At 62.5% G+C, this 16,965-nt stretch carries 15 protein-coding genes; 4 read left to right on the forward strand and 11 right to left on the reverse strand.

The features are described from left to right. Positions 1-111: 111 nt before the first annotated feature. Entirely contained in the window at positions 112-2,715 is a 2,604-nt protein-coding gene (gene acnB / locus ACWHXT_RS07640) for a bifunctional aconitate hydratase 2/2-methylisocitrate dehydratase (protein ID WP_447957822.1), read from the reverse strand. Positions 2,716-3,194: 479 nt separating this feature from the next. On the opposite strand from acnB, the gene miaE reads away from it, so the two are divergent. Then, the gene (miaE, locus tag ACWHXT_RS07645) at positions 3,195-3,851 is read left to right on the forward strand and encodes a tRNA isopentenyl-2-thiomethyl-A-37 hydroxylase MiaE (RefSeq protein WP_447928882.1); all 657 of its coding nucleotides are present in this window, start codon (positions 3,195-3,197) and stop codon (positions 3,849-3,851) included. 31 nt (positions 3,852-3,882) lie between these two features. Beyond that, complete coding sequence (locus tag ACWHXT_RS07650; RefSeq protein ID WP_447928883.1) at positions 3,883-7,782, forward strand: AAA family ATPase; 3,900 nt, start codon at positions 3,883-3,885, stop codon at positions 7,780-7,782. A gap of 13 nt (positions 7,783-7,795) precedes the next feature. Here the strand turns inward: ACWHXT_RS07650 and ACWHXT_RS07655 are convergent, their stop codons facing one another. From ACWHXT_RS07655 to queC, 4 genes are read right to left on the reverse strand one after another with little or no spacing between them, the layout of a single operon-like run. Beyond that, on the reverse strand, positions 7,796-8,086 hold the full coding sequence (locus ACWHXT_RS07655; RefSeq protein WP_447928884.1) for a YkgJ family cysteine cluster protein: 291 nt from the start codon (positions 8,084-8,086) through the stop codon (positions 7,796-7,798). 3 nt (positions 8,087-8,089) lie between these two features. Beyond that, a complete protein-coding gene (locus ACWHXT_RS07660) occupies positions 8,090-8,923 on the reverse strand; it encodes a 6-carboxytetrahydropterin synthase (RefSeq protein WP_447957823.1) in 834 nt (277 codons plus the stop codon). Beyond that, positions 8,923-9,567, reverse strand: a complete 645-nt coding sequence (gene queE, locus ACWHXT_RS07665; protein ID WP_447528605.1) for a 7-carboxy-7-deazaguanine synthase — start codon at positions 9,565-9,567, stop codon at positions 8,923-8,925. Before queE ends, ACWHXT_RS07660 begins: the two co-directional genes overlap by 1 nt. Then, positions 9,554-10,279, reverse strand: a complete 726-nt coding sequence (queC, locus tag ACWHXT_RS07670; protein WP_447957824.1) for a 7-cyano-7-deazaguanine synthase QueC — start codon at positions 10,277-10,279, stop codon at positions 9,554-9,556. Before queC ends, queE begins: the two co-directional genes overlap by 14 nt. A 219-nt stretch (positions 10,280-10,498) precedes the next feature. Between queC and ACWHXT_RS07675 the strand changes: the two genes are divergently transcribed. Together ACWHXT_RS07675 and ACWHXT_RS07680 are read left to right on the forward strand one after the other, a co-directional pair. Then, positions 10,499-10,915, forward strand: a complete 417-nt coding sequence (locus ACWHXT_RS07675) for an SRPBCC family protein (RefSeq protein ID WP_447957825.1) — start codon at positions 10,499-10,501, stop codon at positions 10,913-10,915. Further along, a complete protein-coding gene (locus ACWHXT_RS07680) occupies positions 10,908-11,576 on the forward strand; it encodes a TVP38/TMEM64 family protein (protein WP_447957826.1) in 669 nt (222 codons plus the stop codon). The genes ACWHXT_RS07675 and ACWHXT_RS07680 overlap by 8 nt, the downstream gene beginning before the upstream one ends. 6 nt (positions 11,577-11,582) lie before the next feature. On the opposite strand, the gene ACWHXT_RS07685 is transcribed toward ACWHXT_RS07680, so the two are convergent. The 6 genes from ACWHXT_RS07685 to ACWHXT_RS07710 all read right to left on the reverse strand — a co-directional run bounded on the left by ACWHXT_RS07685 (position 11,583) and on the right by ACWHXT_RS07710 (position 16,964). Beyond that, positions 11,583-11,822, reverse strand: a complete 240-nt coding sequence (locus tag ACWHXT_RS07685) for a DUF2789 domain-containing protein (protein WP_447928889.1) — start codon at positions 11,820-11,822, stop codon at positions 11,583-11,585. Between the two features lie 207 nt (positions 11,823-12,029). Continuing rightward, positions 12,030-13,100, reverse strand: coding sequence for an asparaginase (locus ACWHXT_RS07690; RefSeq protein WP_447957827.1), 1,071 nt, complete (start codon positions 13,098-13,100; stop codon positions 12,030-12,032). A 9-nt stretch (positions 13,101-13,109) separates the two neighbouring features. Continuing rightward, complete coding sequence (locus ACWHXT_RS07695) at positions 13,110-14,324, reverse strand: MFS transporter (protein ID WP_447957828.1); 1,215 nt, start codon at positions 14,322-14,324, stop codon at positions 13,110-13,112. A 5-nt stretch (positions 14,325-14,329) separates the two neighbouring features. Then, complete coding sequence (locus tag ACWHXT_RS07700) at positions 14,330-14,833, reverse strand: hypothetical protein (protein WP_447928892.1); 504 nt, start codon at positions 14,831-14,833, stop codon at positions 14,330-14,332. A 67-nt stretch (positions 14,834-14,900) separates the two neighbouring features. Next, on the reverse strand, positions 14,901-16,151 hold the full coding sequence (locus ACWHXT_RS07705) for a DEAD/DEAH box helicase (RefSeq protein WP_447928893.1): 1,251 nt from the start codon (positions 16,149-16,151) through the stop codon (positions 14,901-14,903). Between the two features lie 225 nt (positions 16,152-16,376). Beyond that, the gene (locus tag ACWHXT_RS07710; RefSeq protein WP_447957829.1) at positions 16,377-16,964 is read right to left on the reverse strand and encodes a PqiC family protein; all 588 of its coding nucleotides are present in this window, start codon (positions 16,962-16,964) and stop codon (positions 16,377-16,379) included. Between the last annotated feature and the right edge of the window lies 1 nt (position 16,965).

Below are 16,965 nucleotides of genomic sequence, written 5' to 3' on the forward strand. Positions count from 1 at the left end.
CCCCGCCCTCGTAAGAGGAGCGGGGCGTTCGGTCATCGGCTCAGGGCGGCAAATAATTGACCGCCCTGCGATGGTGCGAGCATCGGCGATGGGGTGGTTGCCAAAAGCGGCTTAAGCTTCCTGGGCAACCGGAATCACGTTCGAGGCAATCTTCTGATACTCCTCGATTTCGTGGAAGTTCATGTAACGATAGATCTCGCCGGCCATGGCGTCAAATTCGGCCATGTAGCGCTGATACTCTTCAACGCTTGGCAGGCGGCCTTCGACGGCGGCCACCGCCGCCAGCTCCGCCGAGGCCAGGTACACGTTGGCACCATCGCCCAGGCGGTTCGGGAAGTTACGTGTAGACGTAGACACCACGGTGCTTTTCGCTTCCACGCGGGCCTGGTTACCCATACACAGTGAACATCCCGGCATTTCCATGCGGGCACCTGCGCGACCGTAAATGCCGTAATAGCCTTCTTCGGTCAACTGGTGCTGGTCCATCTTGGTCGGTGGCGCCAGCCACAGGCGGGTCTTCAGGCTGCCCGCAGGCTGTTTTTCGAGCAGTTTACCCGCCGCGCGGAAATGACCGATGTTGGTCATGCACGAGCCGATAAACACCTCGTCGATTTTTTCACCGGCGACATCGGAAAGAAGCCGCGCGTCGTCCGGGTCGTTGGGCGCGCAGAGAACCGGCTCTTTGATCTCGTCGAGGTCGATTTCGATGACTTCGGCGTACTCGGCGTCCTGGTCGGCGCGCATCAGGCTCGGGTTGGCAAGCCAGGCTTCCATGCCTTCGATACGCCGGCTGATGGTACGCTCGTCGCCGTAGCCGTTGGCCATCATCCACTTCAAAAGGGTGATGTTGGACTTCAGGTACTCGGTCACGCTCTCTTCGGATAGCGTGATGGTACAGCCCGCCGCACTACGCTCGGCGGAGGCGTCGGAAAGCTCGAACGCCTGCTCGACGGTCAAATCCTCGAGGCCTTCGATTTCGAGTACGCGGCCGGAGAACGCATTCTTCTTGCCGGACTTGGCCACGGTCAGGAGACCCTGTTTGATACCGTAAAGCGGAATGGCGTGCACCAGGTCGCGAAGCGTGACACCTGGCTGGCGCTTGCCTTTAAAGCGCACCAGCACGGATTCCGGCATATCCAGCGGCATGACGCCAGTGGCGGCGGCAAACGCCACCAGACCCGAGCCCGCGGGGAAGGAGATGCCCATCGGGAAGCGGGTGTGGGAGTCACCGCCGGTGCCGACCGTATCCGGCAGCAACATGCGGTTGAGCCAGCTGTGAATGATGCCGTCGCCCGGGCGCAGTGAAACGCCGCCCCGGTTCATGATGAAGTCGGGCAGGGTGTGGTGCGTGTCGACGTCCACGGGCTTGGGGTAGGCCGAGGTGTGACAAAACGATTGCATGACCAGATCGGCCTGGAAGCCCAGGCACGCCAAATCCTTGAGCTCATCGCGGGTCATCGGGCCGGTGGTGTCCTGGGAGCCCACGGTGGTCATCTTCGGCTCGCAGTACATGCCCGGGCGCACGCCGGGAAGATCGCAGGCCTTGCCGACCATCTTCTGGGCAAGGGTAAAGCCTTTGCCGGTATCCCTGGGCTGCTCGGAGAGACGGAAAACGTCGGAGGCTCCCAGGCCCATGGATTCCCGCGCCTTACCGGTCAAGCCCCGCCCAATGATCAGCGGAATACGGCCACCGGCGCGCACTTCATCAAGCACCAGCTGGGTCTTGAGCTCGAAGGTGGTCAACACCTCATCGGTGCCGTGCTTGCAGACTTTACCTTCATACGGGTAGACGTCGATAACGTCGCCCATCTGGAGCTTGTCGACGTCCATCTCGACGGGCAGCGCGCCGGAGTCTTCCATGGTGTTGAAGAAGATCGGGGCGATCTTGCCGCCAAAGCAGAACCCGCCGGCACGCTTGTTGGGCACGAACGGGATGTCGTCGCCGAAGAACCATAGCACCGAGTTGGTGGCGGACTTGCGCGAGGAGCCGGTACCGACCACATCGCCCACGTAGGCCACGGGGTAGCCTTTGTCCTTGATCTCGTTGATCTGGTCGAGCGGCCCACGCGAGCCCGGGACTTCCGGGTGAATGCCGTCACGCTCGTTTTTGAGCATGGCGTTGGCGTGCAGCGGAATGTCCGGGCGTGACCAGGCATCCGGCGCCGGGGAGAGGTCGTCGGTGTTGGTTTCGCCGGGTACCTTGAATACGGTCAAGGTGATTTTTTCTTCGAGCGCAGGCTTGGAGAGGAACCACTCCGCCTCGGCCCAGGACGCGATGACATCCTTGGCGACGGCGTTGCCGTTTTTGGCGCGCTCTTCGACGTCGTGAAAAGCGTCGAACATCAAAATGGTGTGCTTGAGCTGCTCGCCGGCCTCTTTAGCCAGCTCGTCGTTGTCGAGAAGCTCGACCAGCGAGACGATGTTATAGCCACCCTGCATCGTGCCCAAAAGCTTGACGGCGTGAATCTTGTCGACCAGAGGAGAGCTTGCCTCGCCCTTGGCGATTGCGGTCAAAAAGCCGGCCTTGACGTAGGCGGCTTCGTCGACACCGGGCGGAATGCGGTGGGTGAGAAGCTCGAGTACGTTCTGCTCTTCACCGGCCGGCGGGTTTTTCAAAAGCTCGATTAAAGCCGCGGTCTGCTCGGCGTTCAGGGGCTTGGGTGGTACGCCATCGGCGGCGCGTTCCTCGACATGTTGGCGGTAAGCTTCAAGCACGTTGGGGCCCTCTCATCTTCTTAATGGTGCCGGTCGCATACCCACACGGTATCGAGTATGCGCCATGACACGTGACATACGCTTGACAAACAGCGTCTGGTGGATGGCGTGGATTCTACGGGAAACTGTCGACAATGTTAAGACGACGGCGGGGAGTTTGCGTTTGTTGGCCCTACTCAACGTGGCAAACGTTCGTTTAAACTGAGCGAGGCGCAGAGAAGAGAAGGCCTGCAAGCCCTCGCATAAAAAGCCGTTTGCAATCACCCTGCCATAGACCATTAAATAACAGGGGTGTTATGGGCTTAAGTATCAAAAGCCCACGCGCCGGGGGTGAACGCTCGAACACGCGGCCCCGCGCTTCACCATGAGGGCGTCAAAACGCGTGTTATAGTGCCTTAAGGGTCAGTGAGCCCAGTATAACGGGAGCAGCGCCAGGTTTTGGCGTGTCATCAATGAATAAAGGCGCTTGGTAACCGTATATGTCGATAGAGTTAGCCGTATTGAATCCTGCAGATCATTCCCTTGGTGCGGAGGATCTGCTTCCCCCCAGTCTCAACGCGTTTTTGGCCTGTCAAACACCGGATGCCTGGCTTGGCTGGGCGCTGGCCAACCCGCAAACGCTTTTGATCGACCACGCGCAGTGTGAAAAAAAGGCCGCCTCGACGGCGATGAACCTGCTTTATCGCTACGTCGACCAGCCGCTGCTGCTTAGCAAGATGTCGCAGCTGGCCCGCGAGGAGCTTCTGCATTTCGAGCAGGTGGTCGCCTTGATGGAGCGCCGCGGCGTGGCTTATACGCATCTGAGCGCCTCGCGCTACGCCGAGGGGCTTAGACAACACCTGCGCAGCAACGACCCCGAGCGGCTGATCGACATCCTGATCATCGGCGCGCTGATCGAGGCGCGCAGCTGTGAACGCTTCGCTCGCTTGATTCCCTATCTCGATGAAGAGCTCGCTCGGTTTTACCGTACGCTCGTGAAGTCGGAAGGGCGCCATTTCGAGGACTACCTGCTGCTGGCCCGACAGCAAACTTCCGATGCGATCGACGACCGCATCGCCTTTTTTGTAGCGTGTGAAGCCGAGTTGATTACTTCACCCGATACAGCGTTTCGTTTTCATAGCGGTGTGCCGGCCTGAGTCGAGCACCCGTCCAGGTAGGATGTGTCTCATGCGCGATGCCAAGCAGATCGACAAGCTAACCCTTTTTGGCCACTTCTCCCTTACCCTCGAAGAGGTCGTGCTGACGCATTTCAGCTACGACAAAGTCAAAGCCCTGCTGGTTTATCTGTTGCTGCATCGCCAGCCGGTCAATCGTGCCGCCCTTGCCGAGCTTCTATGGCCGGACCAGGGGCTCTCGTCCGGGCGCACCAACCTGCGCCACGCTCTGCACTGCCTGCGCCAGTCGCTGGGCAGTAGCGCCGACACGGTCCTCAACGTTTCCCGCCAAACCATCGCCTTCAACCTGCCCGCGCATTGGCAGGTCGACCTTCACGAATTACAGGCGTTAATCGAAGGTCCCCAGAACCTGGAAACCCTGGAGGCGGTGCTGGCCTGCTACCAGGGCGACCTGGTCGAGGAACTCCAGCTGACCAACTGTAGCGAATTTCAGCGCTGGCTGGTGCAGGTACGCAACGAGTGGCGCCAGCGGGTCATCCGCTTTGCCGAGCAGGTGCTCAACGCCCAAAAGGAAGTGCCCGACACGGTCATCGAGGAGCTGGTCAGCAGCTTTTCCGGCTACGGGCCGTTTCATGAGCGGCTGGTGCGCCAGTTGGCGGAAAAGAACCAGATGGCCGCCGCCCACGAACAGTACCAAAGCTACCTGCAGCTTTTAGCGCTCTCGGGCCAGCAGCCCGAGCCCGGTTTTTTGCAACTGGCAAGTTACTGGTCCGATGGTCAGCACGACACGCCGGTAGTGACTCCTCAGGGGGCCTACTCGCGGGCGCTGGCGGCGGACAGCAAGCCGCTGCGTGAGGACGAAATCGAGCTTCGCCAGCTTTCGGTCATGGCGATCCGGCTGACCCTGAAAGGCGACTGGCAGGAGCGGGGGACCATGCGCCACTGCCTGAATCTGCAGTTGGAGCTTTTGCGTTGGCTGGAGCAGCAGTGCCACCACCTGGGCGGTTTCTGGCTACCCGGCGCCACCGGCGGGCTGGGGCTTGCCTGCTTTGGAACCCACGGGCCTGCCCACCAGCTGGCCGAGCTGGTCGCGCTGTACGAGCACTGCCGCAAGGCGCTGCCCCAGGAAATTTCACGGCGCTGGAGTATCGATCAAGAGCCGCCGGTTTTCGAGCTCACCGCGGGGCTCAATAGCGGCCAGGTGGTTTACCTGCCCGAGCGCCAACTGGCGGACCCGCTTGGCCAGGTAACGCAACTTTCGCTGGAGCTCATGGGCGCTGCCGAAGGGAGCGAACTTGTGATCTCCCAGCAGGCGAGCCAGCACATGCCGCCGGCGCTCGACCTGCAGCCACGCCTCTCGTCGCGGCTGGTGGCAAGCGATGGCCGGGTGCGCCTGCGCGCGCTGGTGCTGGGCCAGAACGAAGGGGGGCGCGATGCCATGCCGCCCAGTTTGATCGGTCGCGAAACCGCGCTGCGCACGCTGCGCGACGCCCAGGCTAGGGCGGGGATCGGGCTTAGACAAAGCGTACTGGTACGCGGCGGTACCGGGATGGGCAAGTCTGCCCTGATGGTCGGCTTTCGTCAGCTCGAGTTAAGCCGCGACACGGCGGTGTGTTGGCTGCCCACCACGCGACTTTCGGTGCTCGAACCCTACGGCGTGGCCCGCCAGTTGCTTGCCTGGCACGACCAGCAGCCGCCGACGCTCGAGTCGCTGCATACGCTTCAACAGGCGCTTTCGTTTACCGAGCTTGGCAGCGAACGCCAAGAACTGCTCGAACAGGCGCTGGGGGTGCGCGAGATCGAAGACACCGCTCAGCTCACCCAAAACGGCGAAGCCGTGGAGCTGGTCGCCAGGCTCTTGCACTGCCTGATCGAGCGCGAGGCGCAGCGGCGCACGCTGCTTTTGATGATCGACGACCTGCAGTGGCTGGACGAGCCGTCCTTCAAGGTGCTCAGCGGGCTGCAGGCGCGGCTGGCCATCAACACCGCCTTCATGCTGGTGGCAAGCCACCACGGGCGTGAACCGCTGCCGGTCAAGCTGCACTGGGATCAGCAGATCATGCTCGGCAAGCTCGATGCGGGCCAGGCCGGGCGACTCTTGGCCCAGCTGGCCAAACGCTACCAGATTCAGCTAAGCCCGCGGCTTCGCAACCAGATCGTCGAGCGCTGCGACGGCGTACCCCTCTACCTGCAGGAGATCTGTCGGCGGCTCGACATGGACCGTCGTGAAGGGCGCAGCGTACAGTTCAACGAGCTGCCCAAGGGGTTGCTTGGGCTGTTGGCCAGTCGGATCGACCAGCTGGAGCGCGACCGCGAGATCGCCCACGTGGCGGCGGTACTCGGGCGGCGGTTCCAGGTTGACATGCTCATCGAGAGTAGTCAGGTCGACAAGGGGCGTCTTCTCAAGGCGCTCGAGCACATGCGCCAGCTCGAGATCATCGAGCCAGTCGAATCCTCCGGCGTCGAGGCCGACTATCAGTTCAGCCATCAGCTGCTGCACGAAGCGGCGTACCTTTCCTGCCCGAAAGACGTGCGCACCGCGCTTCACCAGCAGGTCGTGACGTTGATCGAAGAGCGCTTCCCGATGTGGATCAGCCGCCGGCCCGGCGACTTTGCCACGCATCTGCGCCGCAGCGGTCACCACGCCCGCGCCGCCCGCTACTTCGAGCTTGCCGCCCGGGAGGCGCTCAAGGTCAGCGCCAACCGCACCGCGCTGCAGATGGCCGACTTCGGGCTTGGCTGTTTGAAGCATGTCGAGGATCGCGCCGAGCGCGAAGTGAGTCTTCTAACCGTCAAGGGTCAGGCCGCCTTCGCCCTGGAAGGGCACGGCTCGCCCATCGCCCACGAGTGCTTCGTGAGCGCCCGGGAGCTTTTGCGCACCAACGGCGACGACACCCCGGAAGACCCGGAAGACCTCGAGCAGATCTTTTTGGTGAAGTGGGGGCTTTGGCTGAGCCGTAGCCAACGCTACGCCCACGCCGATGCCTTTGCGCTGGCCGCGACGCTTTCCGATATCGCCAGGCGCCTCGAGGACCCGCGCTACGCACGGCTTGCCGACTCCGCCGGGGCCCAGTGTGAGTACTGGGCCGGGCGCATTGCTCAGGCGTTCGATCACCTAAACGAAATCGACCCGCTCAATGCCTCGATGATGATCGAGTGGCTGCCGTTCTCGGACCACCCCCAGGTGAGCGCGGCGAGTTTTCAGGGCTGGGCGCTTTGTTTGCGCGGCGACTACCAGCGCGCCGAGCGCCATATCGCTGCGGCGATTCGCCTGGCGGAAAAAATCGGCCACCCGGGCACGCTTGCCATGGCGCTGATGTTCGCCACTGCGCTTTACCGCCAGCTGGGTCACATTCACCTGGCCGCCCGCCACGCCGAACGCGCCGCGGCGATGACCGCAACGCCGGACCTGCAGCTTTGGCAGATATCCGCTCAGGGCGTGTTGGGGTGGCAACAGGCGCTAAGCGGCGACCCGGCGGGGCTTGTGAAGCTCAAGGAAAGTCTGGATCAGATGGCCGAGCTCAATGGGCGCGACCGCTTTCAGCGGCCGGTGCTCTGGTACGCGGATGCATGTATCGAACTTGGAGAGCTAGGCGCCGCCGAAGAGTACCTGGATCAGTGCCTGGTGATTGCCAGGGAGCGGCGCACGCTGTTTCTTCCTGAAATCGCCACTCAGCTGGCGCGGGTGCGCCACCTCCAGGGGCGTCCATTGAGCGAGGTAAGGCCGCTGGCGGAGCTCGCTATCGACCATGCCCGCGAGCAGGGTAACCGGCATCACGAACTGGCCGCGCTCGAGTTTTGGCTAACGCATATTGCGCCGGAGGATAAAAAAACCCGGGAGCTCTTCCGTGAGCGGCTTTCAAACGTGAGCCATAGCGATGCGCCGATACTGGTGCGCTGGGTGAATCTATTGGAGCGGCGTTTACCGCAGCCTGCCGGCATAGAAAGCTAGCGCCGGCCTGGCCTCAGGTGCTCGCCTCGAGCCATGAAAGCGTGGCGAGCGCTTCGTCCCGGTGGCTGCCACATACGTCGCTGTCGAAGACGAACCGCGCGCAAACGTTGGGCCTGCGGGGGTCCTGGAACAGTTTGCACAGGTTGTCGTTATCCAACTGCACGCAGCGCTCGCCCGCGGGTTTGCCCTTGGGCATGCCCGGGATGGGCGAGCTAATGGAGGGCGCGATACAGCACGCCCCGCACCCGGCACGGCAGCCGCCGTTGATCTTGTCGGCCTGCTCCCTGGCAATCAGCGCCGCCATCGCTCAAACGCCCTCGGCGGCCGTGGCGCCCTTGTTGAACCCTTCGAAAGCGTGAACCCGGGTGGGCTCGCCGGTCTCCTGGGCGATCTCGGCGGCGAGCCAGCGGGCGATGTTCTCGACCGTGGTGGGGTAGGGCAGCACCGCACAGCGGCTCACCGGCAACGTGATGCTGAACGCGCCTTCACCGGCTACGTAGCGGCATTCGAGGGTTTTATCATCCTGCCAGGCGATATCGGCGCGCTCGAGCAGGTAGCGCTGGTCGAGCCACGCCGCCCACTGCCGCTCGAGTTCCTGCTGGCGTTCGCCGTGCTGAAATACCGCAAGCCTTGAACGGTGGCCGTGAGCGATGCGCTGGCAGTTGCCGTCGTGGCGCTTGAGGCCGTGGCTATAGCCGTAGGCCGCGCCGTTGATCACTTCATTGGTCAGCGTAAGGGCAACCCGGGCGACGTTTTCCGGGCAGCTTTGGGTAAGCGCCTGGCTTAGCGATTCGGTCAGCGCGTCAAGGGCTACTTCCTCGGTCTCGAGCAATGTAAACGCACTTGCCGGGCCGCGCACCTCAAACGGGTAGGGTGTAGTGGCGCGAACGCACAGGCCTTCCTCGCAGCGGCTAACGCTAACCCCCGGTGCCCTGGTCGGCACCAGCAGGGTGTGGTCGACGCCTGAGTCCAGCGTCTTTTTGATGAAGGGTTTGACCTTGCCGAAATCGAACAGCATGCCGTTTTCGCCAAGCTCACCGTCCAACACCGCATCTACCTGCCAGCTGCAGCCGGTCAGGCCTTTTTCGGGGCACCATACCGATACATCGATATGGCTTAATTGATCGACAAACAGCGCCATTATTCGAACCCTGCGATTTTGTGAGTCTGAAGCGAAAGCCGCCACTGGGGGTTCGCCATGCAGTAGGCGGTGGTGGCTTGAATCCGCGCCTGGTTGTCAAGCGAGCCCCCCTGGTCCATCGGCTGTAAGAAAAAGTGCGTAAAGCCGAGTGACTCGAAGCGCTCCGGCGCCGCCTCCGGCTGGGGGTACACAAGCTTTAGCTCGTCGCCGGTCAGGGCTTTCAGGGCGTTGCCCGCTTTGGGGCTGACGCACAGCCAGTCGATGCCCTCGGGCACGCTGACGGTGCCGTTGGTCTCCACGCCGATTTCGAAGCCGTTCGCTTTCACCGCCTCGATCAATGCCGGGTCGAGCTGCAAAAGCGGTTCGCCGCCGGTAAAGACCACGTAGGGCACGGCGTTTTTTCCAGCCTCGGGCCACCGCCTGGCGATATGCGCGGCAAGCGCCTCTGCGTCGTCGAAGCGCCCACCGCCGTTGCCATCGGTGCCGATAAAATCGGTATCGCAGAAGGTACAGCGCGCGCTTGCCCGGTCCACTTCCCGCCCGGACCACAAGTTGCAGCCGGTAAAGCGGCAAAAGACACTGGCGCGGCCGGCCTGAGCGCCTTCGCCTTGCAGGGTGTAGAACGCCTCTTTAACGTGATACATCGCTTTCTCCCACCGTGGTGCCACCGTTTGCGCTTTCATAGCGAAGCGGGTCGGTCACCCCGTTGGCTTCAAACGCCGCCAAACGCTCGCGGCAGCTGCCGCACTTGCCACAGGCAAGCTCACGGCCTTCGTAACACGTCCAGCTGTCGCGATAGTCGAGGTTCATGGCCAGGCCTTCGCGCAGAATCTCGGCCTTGCTGACGCTCAGGTAAGGCGCGTTCACCTCGATCGGCTCGAAATTGGCGATGGCGGCGACGTGGCGCATGGCATCGACGAATTCCGGGCGGCAGTCGGGGTAGAGCACGTGATCGCCGCCGTGGGCGCCGTAATCCACGCGCGCCGCGCCGATGTTCACCGCCTTGGCAATGGCAAGCGAAAGAAGAATCATATTGCGGTTGGGCACTACGGTGGCTTGCAGATTCTCCTCGGCGTAGTCGGCGTCGGGCATGGTTTGGCTTGAATCCGTCAACGCGGAGTTATCGATCAGCCCATGGATGGCGCGTATATCCACCACCTGGTGGGGAACGCCGAGCTTTTCGCACACCTGGCGGGCGGTGTCGAGCTCGCGGCGGTGGCGCTGGCCGTAATCAAAGGACAGCGCATGCACCTTTAGCCCCTCTTTGAGAGCGCGGTGCAGTACGGTAAAGGAGTCCATGCCGCCGGAGTAGATCACGACGGTGGCGGGGGAGTGTGTACAGGAATCGACAGACATGCTAATACTCGCTGGCCGGAGAATTTATTGAGTGCCTTGAAGGCTAGAGTCCGGGGTCCGGTCCGGAACGCTGCGCAGTTTACGCATTGGCCAGCCACTTGGCTAGCCGCGGGTCTGATTAACGGGTCTGGTTAAAAGGCCGTCGCGTAAAAAAGCGGGCCTGTGGGTCCGCGTAATTGGGCATGTTAAGCTCATTGTTCAAGCTTTAGAGATGCACCCATGGCAACCATAGAACATAGTGAGATTGTCCACGCCGCACCCGAGCGGGTGTTCGAGCTGCTTAAACGCGTGGAAGATTTTGCCGACTACTCCGATATGATCCACTCGATCGATACCCTGGGCGACAACCGCTACCGCTGGCACGTTCGCGCGGTGGGCATGGATTGGGCCTTCGACGTGGAGGTGACCGAAATCGACGCGCCCCGAACGCTTGCCTGGGAGTCCCTGGACGGGGTGAAAAACCAGGGCCGCTACCAGCTCGAAGCGGTGGACGAGGGCACGCGCGTCTCGCTCACGCTCACTTACGATATCCGCAACCGCCTGATGGAGAAAGCCGTCAATCGGGCGGCCAAGCCCATGGTGGGGAAGGTCAGCCGGCAGATTCTCGAGCGCGTCGAAGCGCGACTCAATGGCTAGACGCTGGCACCTTTCCTGGCGCTGGGTGACGCTTTTTGCGCTGCTCATGATGGTGGGCTACGTGTGGCTCTGGTACTCGCCGGATCTAGCCGAACTCAAGCGCTGGGCCGCCGGGATGTCCCACCACCCGGCGGTCATTGTCAGCGTCGTTGCGGCCATGGCGGTCACCCTCGCCATTGGCCTTCCCGGCAGTATCGGCCTTTGGCTGATCGCGCCGTTTTATACGCCGTGGATGGCCACCCCCATGCTGACACTGGGGAGCGTGATAGGGGCGCTGGGCGCCTACCAGCTGGCCGCTCGATTTCATGAGCGCATCAAACCCGGTGGGCTCACCGAAAAAGTGATGCATACCCTCGAGCAGCGCAGCGACATGCTCACCCAGTGCGCGCTTCGTATACTGCCAGGCTTTCCACACTCGGTGATCAATTACGCCGCGGGCCTCAACCGGCTGCCGCTGGGCCCTTATCTTTTGGCGGCAACGCTTGGGCTTTCGGTCAAATGGGGCGTTTACAGCAGCGCCATATACGGCGCCCTCGAAGCGATCGAGGAGGAGAACGCGTTGCAGTTCGATGTACTGCTGCCGCTCGTGGCGCTGGCGCTTTTGCTCTTGATCGGGGCGTGGTACAGGCGCCGCGTGGAAGCGGCGCGCAGGCAGGGGTAAGGCGAATCAGGCGGGCTGGTGCATGGCGGCGTCGAGATGGCCCACCACTTCCGCCCAGTCGGCGTCGTCTGCAATCGCCTCGCGCAGAAACGCCGCCTGACCTTCGTTCCAGCAGGGCGCTTCGGCAATCGGCATGGTGTCGGGCAGCGGGCCGTTTTGCTTGATAAACGTCTCGATCGAGGCGCTATCCGAGTCGAGTCCGAGCTGCTCGAAAAGATCGCTGAATTCGTGTACGGGCTGTTCCATGATGTTGCTCTCCTTGGGTGGTCGTCGATTGGCCGCTTTTATCGAAGCCGGCGGCAGCGGCTGGTAACTGAATCTAGCAAACCTGGTTCATCAAGCCACGTTCATGAACGTTTTTTCATCAACATGGCCCGAATACCCGGCGATGCCATAGTGCCTGGCGATGCCATAGTACCTGGGATGCCATAGTGTCTAGCGATGCCATAGTGCCTAGCGCTCGCCCACCAGCGGGGTCAAAAAGCGTTGGCGGCGGTCCTCTTCCGGCAGTGGCTGGGCCAGCAGGTGCACCAGCTTGGTCAGTGCTGCTTCCGGCGTCATGTCCGCCCCGCTGAGTACGCCGGCCTCGCTTAAACCCGACCCCGCCGCGTAGGTGCTAAAGCGCACGCTGCCCTGGGGGCACACGCTGGTGGCAGCGATCAGCTTGCCCTCGCCGCAGGCCTTTGCCAGCACCTCCAAAAGCGCCGGGTCACCGGGCAAGTTGCCCGCTCCCCAAAGTTGCAAAAGAGCGCCCTTGACGCGCGTATCGCCCAAAAGTGCTTCCAACTGCCAGGCGCTGATACCCGGCCAGAGCGCCAGGCGGATCACTTCCCCCTGGGCCTGGCCTGCATAGCCTGGTAGTTCGAAGCGGGGCGCGCCGCGCTGGGTCGCACCGAGGCCGCGCCCCGGATAGACGATGAAATCGCTGTCCACGCGCTCGCCCAGAAGCGGGTAGCACGGGCTCACAAAGGCACCCGGCGCCTCGCTGTGCTGCTTGACGGCGCGCACCCCCCGCAAAAGCTTACCGGAGAAGTAGATCGCGACTTCTTTGAGCGTATCGCTTGCCCCAAAGCGCAGCGCGCCGTAAAGGTTGTCCAACGCGTCGCTGCCCGGCGCTTCGAGTGGCTGCATGGCACCGGTAAGCACCACCGGTCGGTCAAGTCCCTGTAGCTGGTAGGCAAGGCTTGCCGCGCTGAAGCTTAGCGTATCGGTGCCGTGCAGCACCACGAATCCTTTGTAAGTGCTGAAGCGTTCGCTGATCAGCGTTGCCAGCTGCTGCCAGGTGAGCGGGGTGGCCGCGCTCGAGTCGATCAAGGTGGCCAGGCTTAGCACGTCGAAGGGCGGCAGCGCGCTCTGCTTTGAAACCGGAAGGGTCTCGAAGGCGCGGTGCATACGCTGCTCGAAGGCCCCGCCCGGGGCGAGACCTTCGGCGCCGCGCTCCATGCCGATAGTGCCGCCGGTATAGATGACCAGCAGCCGCTCGCCGAGCTCGGCGCTGTTACGCAGTTGCGGGGCCGCATTCATAAAAACTCCTTACGCTCGCCGGTCGCGTTGTTTTATAACGCAAAGCGTACCGGTCTGGTCGTCCAGCTGTTGGTGACGCCCCGCCAAAAAAGCGAACACGTAGCAAAGGCCGATCAGGGCCAAAAGCAGCCAGGCGATATGGTCGATACGCGCGCCCACCTGGAGCAACAGGCCGACACCGAAAGGCCCAAGCGCTGCGATCGTATAGCCGCCGCCCTGAACGAGCCCGGAGAGCTTACCGGCAAGGCCAGCGTTGGCGGTTCGCAGCACTAGAAGGCTCAGCGCCAGGCTGAAACAGCCGCCCTGACCCACGCCCAATAACGCAGCGCCTGGCCACTGCCAGCTAAGCGGGGCGACCATCAGCATGAAAAGCCCCAGTGCGGTAAACGTGAGCATGGCAAAAAGCGCTGGCCGCTGGTCGCGGCCCAGGCGGGCAAGCCAGGGAGCGCTTAGCGCCGAGCCCAGCTGGCAGATGATCGAGACCGCCATGGTGAACCCGGCCTCGCTTTCGCTATAGCCACGATAGACCAAGAGCGTGGGCAGCCAGCCAAACACGATGTAGGCCATGGAGGATTGAATGCCCATGTAAAGCATCACCTGCCAGGTCAACGGCTGGCGCAAAAGCGCCTTGAGGGATGTTTCCGAAACACTTGAGGTGACCTGCGCAGTCGGCCTGGGGGCAAGCGTCGACCACAGTGAAAGCGTGATGAGCGCTACACCGCCCCAGCTCACCAGGCTCAGCTGCCAGCTTCCCAGCAGGTTGGCCAGCGGCACGGAAAGTCCCGCCCCGAGCGCCCCGCCAAAGCAAAGTGCCATGGTGTAAAGCCCGGTCAAAAGGTCAGCACTTTGAGGGAGCTCGCGCTTGACCAGTCCCGGCAGTAGGGTGCCTGCCAAACCGATGGCAGCACCCGCCAGGGCCGTGCCGACGAACAGGACGCCGGGCAGCGGCCAGGGGCGGATCAAAAGGGCGGTGGTGAGCAGTAAAAGGGCGGCGCTGAGCGCGCGCTCACTGCCGATTCGCCGCGCAATGAGCGGCGCAAGCGGGGCCGCCAGGCCCAGAAAGAGCACCGGCAGCGTGGTCAAAATACCCGCCGCCGCCGGCGTCAAGCCGGCGCTTTCCTGAAGGCGAGTCAAAAGCGGCGCCACCGATGAAAGCGCGGGGCGTAAGTTCAGCCCCACGACAAACATCAGCAGTATGAAACTCAGGGTACGACGGCTAGCCATGGCGGCTACTTGAGGTGCGTACGTAGATCGCCGCGGGCGGTGTCCATTAGGGTGATAAAGTGGTAATCACCCGGTGCTTCGAGGCAGTCGACGCGGGCGTCGGTACGCATGCCCCGGTTCATGTCGAGCCTTTCGAAAATCTCGAGGGTGACCTTGCGCGCCGGCTTGTCGCCCGGGGTGATGATCCCGTCTTCGAGGGTGAAGGACTCAAGCAGCGTGGCGCGAACGCGGGTGCTGTTCTCTTCGCTGAGCACGCGGCGAATAAACAGCCAGCCTTCGCAGACCAGCGCTGATTCTTCGTCGCTTTCGCGCAGAAACAGCGTGCGGTAGCAGGCGCCTTCGGTGGAGGCCTTGTCCGCCATACTGCGATAGGCTTCTACGACCTGTTTTGAGGTTACCTTTGCATCTTCGAGGCGCTGAACCACGCCTTGATGCTCCCGGCTCAGCTGCTCCTGGCGTTGAAAAACCAGCCACTGCCGATAGTCATTGATAAGTTGAGACGACGCCATAATCACTCCCTGAACGTGTGGGCCTAGGCCAAAAAATCATAACCTTCGCACATTGCGCTTTTCGGCGCTAGCGGCGCCCGCCCCGACGCGAGGTGTTACCCGAGTTGCCGCCTTGCTCCTGGCGCCGGCCGGTGGGCTTGCGCTGACCGCGGCGGCCGTTTTCGATCGGCTGGGGCTTGGCGTTGGGGTCGGGTTCGAAGCCGGGCTCGATCTTTTTAGGCAGCGTCTGCTTGATCAGCCGCTCGATGCCGGTCAAAAGTGCATGCTCGTCGACGCAGACCAGCGATACCGCTTCGCCATTGCTGCCCGCCCGGCCGGTACGGCCAATGCGGTGAACGTAGTCTTCAGAAACGTTAGGCAAATCGAAGTTGACCACGAAGGGCAGCTCGTCGATATCAAGCCCCCGGGCGGCGATGTCGGTGGCGACCAGTACCTGGAGATCGCCACTTTTGAATGCGCCCAGTGCCCGGGTGCGCGCGCCCTGGCTTTTGTTGCCGTGGATCGCCATGGCCGGAATGTCTTGCTTGGAAAGCTGTTCGGCCAGGCGGTTGGCGCCGTGTTTGGTGCGCGTGAAGACCAGTACCTGAAACCAGCCGTGCTGGGTGATCAGATGCGCCAGCAGCTCGCGCTTTTTATCGCGATCCACCTGGTAGATGGTCTGAACGATCTTTTCCGCGGTGGTGTTGCGCGGCGCGACTTCGACCAGCGCCGGGTTGTCCAAAAGCTGGTTGGCCAGCGTCTGGATCTCGTTGGAGAAGGTGGCCGAGAAGAGCAGGTTCTGTCGCTTGTTCGGCAACAGCTTCAGGATGCGCTTGATATCGTGAATGAAGCCCATGTCGAGCATACGGTCGGCTTCGTCGAGCACCAGAATCTCGACCTGGGACAAATCCACGTGGCCCTGCTGCTGTAAGTCCATCAGCCGGCCGGGGGTGGCGATCAGCACGTCCAGACCTTCTCTTAGCGCTTGTACCTGGGGGTTCTGGCCGACACCGCCGAAAATGATGTGCGATTTCAACGACAGATACTTGCCGTAATCGGAGACGCTCTCGCCGACCTGGGCGGCCAGCTCGCGGGTGGGGGTGAGCACCAGCGCGCGTACCTGGCGCTTACCCGGGCGCTTGCCGGTGTTCAGCCGCTGCAGCATGGGCAGGGTGAAGCCTGCTGTCTTGCCCGTTCCCGTCTGGGCGCTTGCCAGCAGATCGCGCCCGGCCAGTACCAGGGGAATGGCTTTTAACTGGATGGGGGTCGGCTGGGTATAGCCCTGGGTGCTAATGGCGCGTAGTAAGTCGTCCTGCAGACCAAGTTCCGTAAAGCTCATGCGTTCTCCGCCATTGCACGGCAAGAGCGCGTGTGCGCTGTTACCAGGCTAGGGTTCTAAATTGGTTAAAAACACGCGGGTAAGCCCCGCGCGGCAGCGAAGTTTGCCAGATAGCGCGCTTGGCTGCGAGGGGCTTTTGAGAATGTCGCGATTTAGCGGGCGGCTCGAAACCCTGCGCGCCGGTCGAAAATCCCGGCGCACCAAGGGTGTTGGCCGTTGAGGGAGTTAGAAGTAGCCGCCGGTGCGAAGCTCTTGGGCGATGCCGATGGCGGCCTCATCAAGGCTTTGGCCAAGGGCGCGTACCAGTGCCGGGTAGCCGTCCTGCATGAGCTCGGTCTCGGCGGAGAAACTCTCCATGGCTAAAAGCTGATTGCCCGCACCGCGCAGCTGCCATTGGCCGCTGACCACCGCGTTGCCATCAAAACGCCCCTGGAACTGGTCCACCTCCACCGACAGCGTGACGCCAGTGGCCTGGCCGCCCTCGGCGCGCACCACCCGCACCAGCGGAAGTTCCTGGGAGAGCCGCCCGCGCAGCGCCCGTTCGATCTGGCGACCCAGTTCTTCCGCCCACTGGTGTTCGCGAGCCGCGTTCAAGGTGATGTCATCGAGCTGCATGACGATGCCGTCGACATCGAGATAGTGGGCCAGCCGCGGCGAGCGTATTTGCAGCGTGTGCTCGGTGGGCGTTGCTGGGCTCGTGACCTGGGCGGTCGGCAGCATATAGCGCGCTGGCGGCGACACGCTCGAGGCGCAGCCGCTCAACAGCAACCCAAGACCCAGCAGCGCTAGCATTTTTAGTGTTCCATAACGCATG

Source organism: Vreelandella halophytica (assembly GCF_968193635.1).